Annotated in this window: 9 protein-coding genes; 7 read left to right on the forward strand and 2 right to left on the reverse strand. The window is 48.7% G+C overall.

Going from position 1 to position 10,783, the window contains the following annotated elements; all coding sequences use genetic code 11:
• Nucleotides 1-483: 483 nt before the first annotated feature.
• Nucleotides 484-2,928 (reverse strand): ribonucleoside-diphosphate reductase subunit alpha, encoded by a 2,445-nt coding sequence (locus ACTJJJ_RS30985; protein WP_440703892.1) that lies wholly within the window; start codon nt 2,926-2,928, stop codon nt 484-486.
• Between the two features lie 425 nt (nt 2,929-3,353).
• On the opposite strand from ACTJJJ_RS30985, the gene ACTJJJ_RS30990 reads away from it, so the two are divergent.
• From ACTJJJ_RS30990 to rimK, 6 genes are all read left to right on the forward strand, one after another.
• Complete coding sequence (locus tag ACTJJJ_RS30990; protein ID WP_440703843.1) at nt 3,354-4,265, forward strand: sugar phosphate isomerase/epimerase family protein; 912 nt, start codon at nt 3,354-3,356, stop codon at nt 4,263-4,265.
• A gap of 130 nt (nt 4,266-4,395) precedes the next feature.
• Entirely contained in the window at nt 4,396-4,638 is a 243-nt protein-coding gene (locus ACTJJJ_RS30995; RefSeq protein ID WP_188939317.1) for a type B 50S ribosomal protein L31, read from the forward strand.
• A 154-nt stretch (nt 4,639-4,792) separates the two neighbouring features.
• Nucleotides 4,793-5,983, forward strand: coding sequence for a putative sugar nucleotidyl transferase (locus tag ACTJJJ_RS31000; protein ID WP_440703844.1), 1,191 nt, complete (start codon nt 4,793-4,795; stop codon nt 5,981-5,983).
• 35 nt (nt 5,984-6,018) lie between these two features.
• Entirely contained in the window at nt 6,019-7,137 is a 1,119-nt protein-coding gene (locus ACTJJJ_RS31005) for a DNA polymerase III subunit (RefSeq protein ID WP_440703845.1), read from the forward strand.
• Nucleotides 7,134-7,610 (forward strand): ATP-dependent zinc protease family protein, encoded by a 477-nt coding sequence (locus tag ACTJJJ_RS31010; protein WP_188939314.1) that lies wholly within the window; start codon nt 7,134-7,136, stop codon nt 7,608-7,610. Before ACTJJJ_RS31005 ends, ACTJJJ_RS31010 begins: the two co-directional genes overlap by 4 nt.
• Nucleotides 7,611-7,664: 54 nt before the next feature.
• Nucleotides 7,665-8,567, forward strand: a complete 903-nt coding sequence (gene rimK / locus ACTJJJ_RS31015; RefSeq protein ID WP_188939313.1) for a 30S ribosomal protein S6--L-glutamate ligase — start codon at nt 7,665-7,667, stop codon at nt 8,565-8,567.
• On the opposite strand, the gene ACTJJJ_RS31020 is transcribed toward rimK, so the two are convergent.
• Nucleotides 8,564-9,643 carry a DUF2652 domain-containing protein gene (locus ACTJJJ_RS31020; RefSeq protein WP_426292127.1) on the reverse strand — a complete coding sequence of 360 codons (1,080 nt, stop codon included), beginning with the start codon at nt 9,641-9,643 and terminating at the stop codon, nt 8,564-8,566. The genes rimK and ACTJJJ_RS31020 overlap by 4 nt on opposite strands.
• A gap of 166 nt (nt 9,644-9,809) precedes the next feature.
• Between ACTJJJ_RS31020 and hemC the strand changes: the two genes are divergently transcribed.
• Nucleotides 9,810-10,742, forward strand: coding sequence for a hydroxymethylbilane synthase (gene hemC, locus ACTJJJ_RS31025; RefSeq protein WP_440703846.1), 933 nt, complete (start codon nt 9,810-9,812; stop codon nt 10,740-10,742).
• Nucleotides 10,743-10,783 lie beyond the last annotated feature (41 nt).

Raw genomic sequence — 10,783 nt, forward strand, 5'->3', positions numbered from 1 at the left:
CTCCGAAGAAACCGACCAATGTTTCTAACGAACCTATCTTATTGCTCTCTTCATCATGTCAAAGAACTTTGCTCTGAATCTTCTCAGAACTAGTGGTACCGATCGTTTTCGCTACCGTTATTCCCGATTGGGAGTGCAAAAGTGCAGGGTTTATTTTTAACATGCAAGTGCTAGTCGCAAATATTTTGTAATCTTTTTCCCGAAATCTGACTAACCGATTGATAAACAAATTGCTACAACTCAAAAAAAAATGAAGTTTTTTCCCCTCCCTTTCTCACCCTATTTCAAGTGGCGGAAAGCTGATTCCAACACGTCCAATTTTTCCATTTATTAATACAACACAACCAGCAATGTATTACCACAGCCCATTATGGAAAGTGGAAACGCTGGTGCTGCCAAGATTGAAAATACCAACGCCCGAAAATGAAAGAGGTGCCCGACCTATGATCAGACACCTCTTCGCTATTGTGATTTTAACCTTAATTACGATCCACAAGCCTCGCATCCTTCCGGATCGTCGAGGGAGCATTGCATGTCGGAGCGATTATCGCGCGGCGCTGCAGGCTTGGTGTGCTCCTCCGCGTATTGCGCGTAGTTCAGTTCTTTCTCGGCCACCACGGCAATTGCAGGTTCGAGTTGCGGCTCGGCCTGTTTGCTGACGGTGAATTGAACCGGATCCGACGCCGCACGGGTACGCAGGTAATACATACCGGTTTTGAGTCCCTTTTTCCATGCATAGAAGTGCATCGAAGTCAACTTGCCGAAATTCGCCTCTTCCATGAAGATATTCAGCGACTGCGACTGGCAAATGAATGCACCTCTGTCTGCCGACATATCGAGCAGGCTGCGCTGCTTGATCTCCCATGCTGTTTTATAGAGCTCCTTGATATTCTCCGGGATGTTCGGGATGGCTTGTACCGATCCGCTGGCGCGAACGAGGTTGTTCTTCATCTCCTCGCTCCACAAGCCTAGCCGCACGAGGTCTTTCAAGAGATACTTGTTCACAACCACGAATTCTCCCGACAACACCCTTCTTACATATATATTAGAAGTGAATGGCTCGAAGCATTCGTTGTTGCCGAGTATCTGGCTGGTTGACGCCGTTGGCATTGGCGCGAGCAGCAATGAATTCCGTACACCGTTTTGTACTACATCTTTTCTCAGCTTCTCCCAGTTCCAACGCTTGCTCTCGGGTTTCACATTCCACATGTCGAACTGGAACACCCCTTGCGAGATTGGGCTGCCGGCCCAGGTTTCATAAGGGCCGTGCTGCATGGCGAGCTCCATCGAAGCTTCCATAGATCCGTAATAGATCGTTTCGAAAATATCTTTGTTCAGCTGGCGTGCCTCATCGGAGTCGAATGGCATGCGCATCATACAGAATGCATCCGCCAGACCTTGCACCCCGATGCCGATCGGACGGTGGCGCTTGTTACTCTTCTCGGCTTCCGGAACAGGATAGAAGTTCAGGTCGATAATCTTGTTCAGGTTGCGCGTTACCACTTTCGTGATCTCATACAATTTCTGATGATCGAAGCGCAGGAACCCATCCGCCCCCTGCTCCACAAACTTCGGCAATGCGATGGAGGCAAGGTTACAAACCGCTACTTCGTCGGGAGCAGTATATTCGATGATCTCCGTGCAAAGGTTCGAAGACTTGATGGTACCCAGGTTTTGTTGATTGGATTTGCTGTTCGCATGATCTTTATACAACATATAGGGCGTACCTGTCTCAATCTGCGACTCCATGATCGCGAACCAGAGGTCTTGTGCCTTGATAGTCTTGCGCGCTTTGCCTTCGCGCTCGTATTGTTCGTACAGTTTTTCGAATTCGTCGCTGTGCGTATCCGCCAGTCCCGGACATTCGTGCGGGCAGAACAACGACCAGGTGTCGTTCGCTTCCACACGCTTCATGAACAAATCCGGAATCCACAATGCATAGAAAAGGTCGCGCGCACGCTGCTCTTCTTTCCCGTGGTTCTTTTTCAGATCCAGGAAATCGAAGATATCCGAATGCCATGGTTCTATATATATGGCAAAAGAACCTTTGCGCTTGCCGCCGCCCTGATCCACGTAACGCGCCGTGTCGTTGAACACGCGGAGCATCGGTACGATACCGTTCGATTGCCCGTTTGTTCCTTTAATATATGTACCCGTCGCACGCACGTCGTGAATGCTCAAACCGATACCGCCGGCCGACTGCGAAATCAACGCGCAGTTTTTAAGGGTATCATAAATACCATTGATACTGTCCTCCTTCATCGTCAGCAGGAAGCATGACGACATTTGCGGCTTCGGTGTACCTGCATTGAACAAGGTAGGCGTGGCATGGGTAAACCATTTTTCCGAAAGCAAATGATATGTCTCGATTGCGGCCTGAACATCCTCCTGGTGGATACCAATCGCTACACGCATGAGCATATGCTGCGGGCGCTCGACAATTTTCCCTTCAACTTTCAGTAAATACGACTTTTCGAGGGTTTTATAGCCGAAATAATCGTAGGAATAGTCGCGGTCATATATAATAGTAGAGTCGAGCAGCGACGCATGCTGCCGGATCACCTCGTAAACCTCCTTGGAGATCAACGATGCATTTTCACCGGTTTTGGCATCTATATATGTATAAAGACGCTTCATTGTAGCCGAAAACGACTTCAATGTGTTCTTATGGAGGTTTGAGATAGCGACGCGGGCAGCCAGGATTGCATAGTCCGGATGCTTGGTGGTCATGGAAGCTGCGGTTTCGGCAGCAAGGTTATCCAGCTCGGCGGTTGTAACGCCATCGTAAATACCGGAAACAACCTTCTTGGCTACTTCCACGGGCTGAACATAAGCAGCGTCCAGGCCGTAGCTCAGTTTCTCTATGCGGGCAGTCACCTTGTCGAATTTCACGGATTCGCGGCGGCCGTCACGCTTTATGACATACATAGACATAGAATGTGGTGTTTGATAGAACGTTAGTGATGTATATTCTTGGAATTGGACTCGGAGGTGCAACTAAAAATCTCTTGAAATAACATTAAATTAATCACAAACGCAATCAGTATTTCGCTACAAAAACCGGGTTTATCGTCATAATACAAGTTATCAAATTGTTAAGAAACTAATAACTAGTTATTTACAGAATTTTAAATCTGAGAAAATTTTTTCATCAAAATGAGATTCAAAAATTTGCAAACATTTTTTCATTTTTTTTTAGCTTCTCTTTTCAGAATTCTATTTTTTACATTGAAAATCAACATATTAGAAGTTATCAACTATTTAGAATAAATCTAATCTTGTAAACTTTATATAAACTAACACCTATCAATCCTGCATAAAATTTTAACTAACAGACGCTAAACAATATAATTATGAGCACAATTATCGAACAAGCCGACCGTCGGACGTTCCTCAAAACCACCTCCGGAATGGTGGCGGGCCTTGCGCTGGGCGGACCGATTACCGAAGCCATGGCCAAAGCGGCCGGAAGCCCGGCTTACAACATTCCACTAGGCGTGTATGCAGCATACGACAAGGCTGAGTTTCTGAGAAAATCGGGATGTTCATATATAGAGGAGTCTGTCGCGGGCTTTCTGATTCCGGAAGGTGGCGATGCCGGCTACGAGAAGAACCTCCAACAACTGAAAAGCGAGCACTTTCCTATTAAGTCATACGTGATCCTGCTCCCGGCGAGCCTTAAGACGCTGGGTCCCGAAGCGAACCACGAGGCGATCCTCCAAAGAACGGAGACCGTATTGAAACGCGCCAAGGAATGCGGCTCACAGTTTGTCGTATTCGGAAGTGGCGCTTCCAGAATCATACCAGAGGGTTTCGACCGCGCGAAGGCGAAGGCGCAGCACATTGAATTAACCCAGAAAATGGCCCCGCTCGCCGAAAAATACGGGGTTACCATCGCCGTGGAGCCTTTGAACCGCGGAGAAACCAACTTCATCAACAGCCTGGCCGAAGGCGTTGAAATTGTGGATGCAGTTAGAAGCCCGCGCGTGAAGCTGCTTTGCGATATATACCATATGTTGAAGGAGGACGAACCTGCGTCCGAAATCGTGAAATATGGTAAGCATATTGTGCATTGCCATATTGCAGAGAAGGAAAAACGCACGCCACCGGGCGTGAAAGGCGACGATTTCAGGGCCTACCTGGGGGCATTGAAGAAAATCGGCTACAAAGGCGGGCTTTCGATCGAATGCTTCGTGTATACCGATTTCGAGAAGGAAGCTAAACGCGGCGTCGAAGTGCTCAAACAACAACTCAGTGAAGTTTAGTACATTAATTTCCGCCGTATTGCATTAATATTAAAAAAGATAGCGTTTCAATACTTGATTTACAAGTCAGGATTTTTTACTTTTGCAATCCTTTTGAAAACCGTATAGAAACAAATAATACCATATACCAATGAAAAAAGATATTCATCCCAATTACAGAGAAGTAGTTTTCTGGGATCTATCAAGCGACTTTAAATTCATTACTCGCTCTACCATAGAGACTTCTGAAAACGTTACCATGGAAGATGGCAAAAGCTACCCTGTGTACAAAGTCGAGGTTTCTTCGCAATCACACCCTTTCTACACTGGTAAGAACGTACTGGTTGATACAGCTGGTCGCGTTGACAAGTTCAGAAAGCGTTACGGAAAATAAGCGACGCATTGACTTTTTCCTGCGTGGTCGAACACAGCAGGACGACGAAAAAATACGGTGGCAGTCTCCCGACAAATATGTCCGGGAGACTGCTTCTTTTTTTGCCGTAACCAATAAAATGCCCGAACTTTGGCAGGCACATACGATTTAATTTATGCCCAGTACCATTCTGTTCGACGATCCCAAAATAAGAATCCAGCTTTTACCTTTTACCTATACAAGACCAGTCGCCGGCATCCGGTGCGGCATTCACACACTGGCCGAGAAATGGGCCGACAGATGCCACACCACGGTTTCGTTCCAAACGGAAACTTACCTTGCCGCCAAATTTCCAGAGCACACTTCGGGTGATAACCTGTATATCAACGGCGCGTTATGCCCGGATGAACATCTGACCGGCATTGTTAAAGGCTTACCGCACGGCAATGCACTCGTGTCCGATAAGGGCGAGATCCTGGCCGTACGCACGTATGACGCCTGGAAAGCGTCGGAAGGCACCAAAAGCCTGTCGGTTGTGCAATATGCCGAGCCATTTACGATGATCCGCAATGTGTGGGATATTTTTGGCCAGAATGGTGCGCAGATTAAAGCCGATTACGAACGCATTGTTTCCGTTAGAAAATCGGTAGGTATTAATGATCCGTTTACGCATTGCTATAAACAAGAGCATATTTTCGTGGAAGAAGGCGCGGTGATCAAAGCATCAATACTAAATGCGGAGAACGGCCCTATTTACATTGGTAAGAATGCATTGATCCAGGAAGGTTCGATGGTCCAGGGGCCATTTGCCATCGGCGAAAATGGTGTTTTAGCGCAGGGAACGAAGATACGGCCGAATACGACCGTTGGACCTTCATCCAAAGTGGGCGGCGAAGTGAGTAATTGTGTGGTGTTTGGATATAGCAATAAAGGGCATGACGGCTACCTGGGTAATTCGGTTTTGGGAGAATGGTGCAACCTTGGGGCCAATACCAATAACTCGAATTTAAAAAACGATCACACGAACGTCAAGCTGCACAGCTATGCTACCAATACATTGGCTGATACCGGCCTAATCTTCTGCGGGCTGATGATGGGCGATTATTCCAAAGCAGGAATTTCGACCATGTTCAACACCGGGACGGTTGTTGGCGTAAGTGTGAACGTATTCGGCGCGGGATTCCAGGCCAAACACATCCCCTCTTTTTCTTGGGGCGGAGCGACCGAGGGCTATTGCGAGTATCGTTTTGACAAAGCATTTGCCGTAGCGAGCGACACGGTGAGCCGCCGGGGAGTTCCATTCGGGAAGATAGAAGAAGACATTATGCGTGCGGTTTTGCAAGAGACCCAATCCCAGCGCAGCTAACAGGCTTTTAACCATTTATTAATTGATTTAAAATCGTGCTTTTCAGAGATATTCCGGGACTTGAAAATATCAAAGCGACATTGCGGCGCTCGGTCCGGAACAGCCATCTGGCCCACGCCCAGCTATTCGATTACCCCACCGGCGGCGCTGGCCTGGCGATGGCGCTGGCATTCTCTACCTATATTAATTGCGAAAACAGGAACGAAGAAGACGCCTGCGGCACCTGCGCGTCATGCGCGAAGATGAGCAAGCTCATTCACCCGGATTTTCATTTCATATTTCCCATTGCCACCTCCAAAAAAGTTGATGGTAAAACCAGTGAGGCATTCCTGCCGCTCTGGCGTTCATTTTTGCTGGAAAACCCCTACCGCGTCCTGCCCGACTGGCTCGACCACATCGGCGCAGACAACAAGCAGGGAAATATTTCGGTAGAAGAAGCGCGCGGGATTTTGAGGAAATTGTCGGTGAAGGCCTACGAAGGCGAGTACAAAATCCTGCTGATATGGAAGCCCGACATTATGAATGCGGCTTCTTCGAATGCCATTTTGAAGATTCTCGAAGAACCGCCTGAAAAAACATTGTTCCTTTTGATAAGTGACCAATCGGACAAATTGCTGACTACCATCATTTCGCGGACACAGCGTATTACCATTCCGGCATTCACGGATTCGGAAATCAAAACCTACCTGAAACAAAACGATGCGATCGATGCGATGGCCAACCAGGTAGCATTCCTGTCCGACGGAAACATGGCCGAGGCGCTGAAACTCGTTCAGGAAGAGCAGGATGACCGTTCGGCATGGTTTGCGGACTGGATGCGATCTTCTTATAAATTCGATGTGGCGCATTTGGTCAAACTCTCCGACAATTACGACGTCATGAGTAAGGAAAAGCAAAAAGGCCTGCTTGAATATGCATTGCGGCTGTTCAGGGATATGCTCGTGTGGAGCCACGGCGCTGGTGAGCTTTTGCGCGTTCCGCAGGAAGAGCTTACATTCGTGCAGAATTTTTCCAAAACCGTCAATTTTGAGTCGCTGGAAAGGATGATCGGGGAAGTGAATACGGCCTATTACCACATTGAGCGCAACGTGCGGGCCAAAATGGTGTTTCTGGACCTGTCGCTGACGGTCGCCCAGTTTTTTCAACGCAGATGAAACGTCCATTGGAAATTATCGGTGCGACCGATATGGCGGACTTACCGGAATTGGGCTGGCATAATGTGCCTGTGCGAGTGGATTCCGGTGCAGCAACCTCTGCCATTCATTGTTCGCGCGTGAAACTTGTAGAAAAAGAAGGGAGCAAAGAGCTCCATATATACCTCGACGCCAAGCGGGGGGCACCTCAACATTTCTTTATAGTAACCGATTTCAAAGAAACCGTGATCCGGAATTCCTTCGGGAAGGAAGAAAAACGGTTCGTGATCAAGACACCGATCAGACTCTTCGGCCGGAAAATACGTACCGAATTTTCGCTGGCCAACCGGCAGAAAATGAGCTACCCCATACTACTCGGGCGAAAACTGCTCAAAAACAGGTTCATCGTGGATGTTTCCAAAAAGAACCTGTCGGCGGCAAGGCATTCGCTGGCACCAACTCGTTCCCAAAAACTACCTCAAACCTCAGCTTAGGGCGCATAACCCTCGGCCACGGCCCCAACCTCCACATTTTCTAAAAACATTTTTATGAAAATCGCCGTATTATCCACCAATCCGGACCTGTATTCAACCAGGCGTCTGGTGGAGGCAATCAAACAAAAGGGACACGAAGCGGTTGTGATCGACCACGTCAAATGCTTTGTCATGATCGAAGGCGGCAAGCCGACCGTAATTTACAAAGGCAAGCCCCTCAGCGGTATCGACGCCGTCATTCCGCGGATCGGCACTTCGGTAAATGCATTCGGCTGCGCGGTAGTGCGTCAGCTCGAATTGATGAAAATATTTACCACCGTAAAATCGCAAGCCATCCTACGCTCGCGCGACAAGCTGCGCAGCATGCAAGTACTCGCGAAGGCCGGTATCGACATTCCGAAGACGGTTTTTGCCAAAAATCCTGCGCAAGTCAACGAGCTCATTCATATGGTAGGCGGCCCCCCGGTGATCATCAAACTGCTGGAAGGCACACAGGGCGTAGGCGTGGTGCTCGCTGAAACGATCAAAGCTGCCAAATCGACCATCGAGGCATTCTACGGCCTGAGGGCCAACTTCCTGATCCAGGAATACGTGGCAGAGTCCAAAGGGGCCGATATCCGCGCATTTGTGATCGGCAATAAGGTGATCGCCGCTATGAAGCGCCAAGGCGCCGAGGGTGATTTCCGTTCCAACCTTCACAGGGGAGGCTCCGGCTGCATGATCGAACTCTCGCCCGAAGAAGAGCACACGGCTATTGCAGCGGCTAAGGCATTGGGCGTAAAAATCGCCGGGGTGGATATGCTGCAATCCGAGCGGGGGCCACTGGTAATGGAGGTGAATTCTTCGCCGGGACTTCGAGGCATCGAGGAGGTAAGCGGGATCGACATTGCATCGCTGATCGTGTCTTATATTGAAGACAAGATTGTTACAGACGAGAGCGATACGGTCGGGGTTTAAAAATCAATCGGTAAGGTAATTTCCGGGAGCAGCCTTTCGAGATTGGCCAGCGATTTCCGGAATTCGGCTTCCATTTTATCCTTTTTGAAGAATCTGAACGAAAGTTGTTTTAAAGGATCTTTTTTGAGATAATATTCCAGACTGAGGCGCGTGCGGTTCTCGCTCAGCTTATCGAGCACAAAATAGAGCGCACTCGTGAACTTCTCATCGGATTCACTGAAAATGACCCGGGATTCGGGATCGTACGAAAATCCGCTGGCATACATGACCGTTTCGCAGTCCTCACGGACGCACCGGTGGCGCGATCCCACACCCGGAATAAAATGATCCAGCTCTTCGATCGATTTCACACCATCCTGCCAGTGAGAACGCAGTTCCAGGTGACCGGAGGTAAAGAAAACTTTTTTGATATTCGCATCATATTCTCTTGAAACCGACACCATTTTGACCTTCTCCTTCGGTTCCAGCAATGGTGGTCTGTAAGGCGGAATGCTGTCCTTCAAATAGCCTATCTGGGTATATTGAAAAGGTATTTGCTCATTTTCGGTCGTTTTTGAGCCGGGCTGCCATTTCATACCGTCAGTAAAGTAGTCGGGGTTTTGCCCGTTCAGCAGATTTTGGGTTACCAGCCAGTACTCATGCTGTTCGATATCATTTTTTAGCAGCTGGTGCGCCACGATAATATCCTTTCCAATCAGCTTTTTGAAATCTTTGACCTGATAAGTGGTAAACTCGCCATAATGTGCTACCACTTTCAATGTGAGGTTGATCGCCGAAATGCAGGACTTGCATTGGCAAAACCGGCGGTTGTCGAAGGCGATCAGGTATTTATGAAAATCACAGAACATCTTCTCGACTTGCCGGTACAGCGTTTCAAGCTCCGGTGCTTCCCCAAATTTGAAGAAAAGGATCGCATCGCCCTCGATCTCAGAGATTTCCAGGCCGATCTGGTTCGCATTCACAAGTGTTTCTAACAATTCCTGGATAATCTGCCGGCCATGCAGGATCTCGATTTCATGCATAAACTGCGTGAAGCCGCTGATATCGGGGATGAAGATGAGGCCTTTGGTTTCCATAGTGCTGATTTTGATTGTGTTAATTTACGGGTATTTTCTCTCTCAATCCACTAAAACCTGAGCCTAAAAAGGAGAATACGGGAACTGTAAGATTTCACGCGGCAGTTTCCCACTTATGGCATAACTTCGCCTTTGAGTTGATATCGTTTAGGATCATTTTATTACCATGCATATAAAAATAGGAACCCGCAGGAGTAAACTCGCGCTTTGGCAGGCATATTATGTCGAGGAGCTGTTGCAACGGGGCGGTATTGAGACAGAGATCGTTATAATTGAAACGAAGGGCGACAAGATCCTTGACCGGTCGCTGTCCAAAATCGGTAGCAAAGGAGTTTTTACGGAAGAACTGGAAGATCAGCTTCGCAGCGGCGGGATCGATATCGCCGTCCACAGCGCCAAAGACTTGCAATCGCAACTGGATGACGCATTTGAAATCGTCGCATTCACCGAGCGTGAGCAGGCGAATGATGTGCTCGTCAGCCACGATACCACATTATCGCTGAAAAGTGGCGAGTCGTTTACAGTAGGAACATCGTCGACGCGCCGGGTAGCGGTTCTGAAACATTATTACCCGCATATCAAAACAGTAGACATGCGCGGAAACTTGCAAACCCGCCTCCGCAAGTTGGAGGAAGGCCAATGCGACGCCCTCCTGCTCGCTTACGCGGGCGTGCACCGCATGGAGTACGACGACAAGATAGCCGAGCATCTGCTTCTCGACGAGTTTACACCCGCAGTTGGCCAGGGCAGCGTTGCCATCGAATGCGCTGTTTTATTAAACGCTGAAAAGAAAAGCAAGCTCCGCGAACTACTCAACCACGAGCCAACCGAAACCTGCCTGCTTGCCGAAAGGGCATTCCTGAAACGCCTCCAGGGCGGTTGTAGTATCCCGGTTTTCGGTATGGCGACATTGCACGACGAGGAAATCCGGATGACCGGCGGGATCATCAGCCTAGACGGCACGGAACTCATCCGCAAAGCCGAGAGCGGCGGGCATGCATTTCCACAGGAGCTGGGCACAGCACTGGCAGAAGAATTGCTCGCAGCCGGTGCCGACCGCATTCTGGCAAGCATTAAGCAGCAAAACGGCTCGCTATAAAACTTTGTTAAACGAAAGAAGCCCGGCTGATATCAACCGGG

The organism is Dyadobacter sp. 22481 (assembly GCF_052044875.1).
GTDB lineage: Bacteria > Bacteroidota > Bacteroidia > Cytophagales > Spirosomataceae > Dyadobacter > Dyadobacter endophyticus.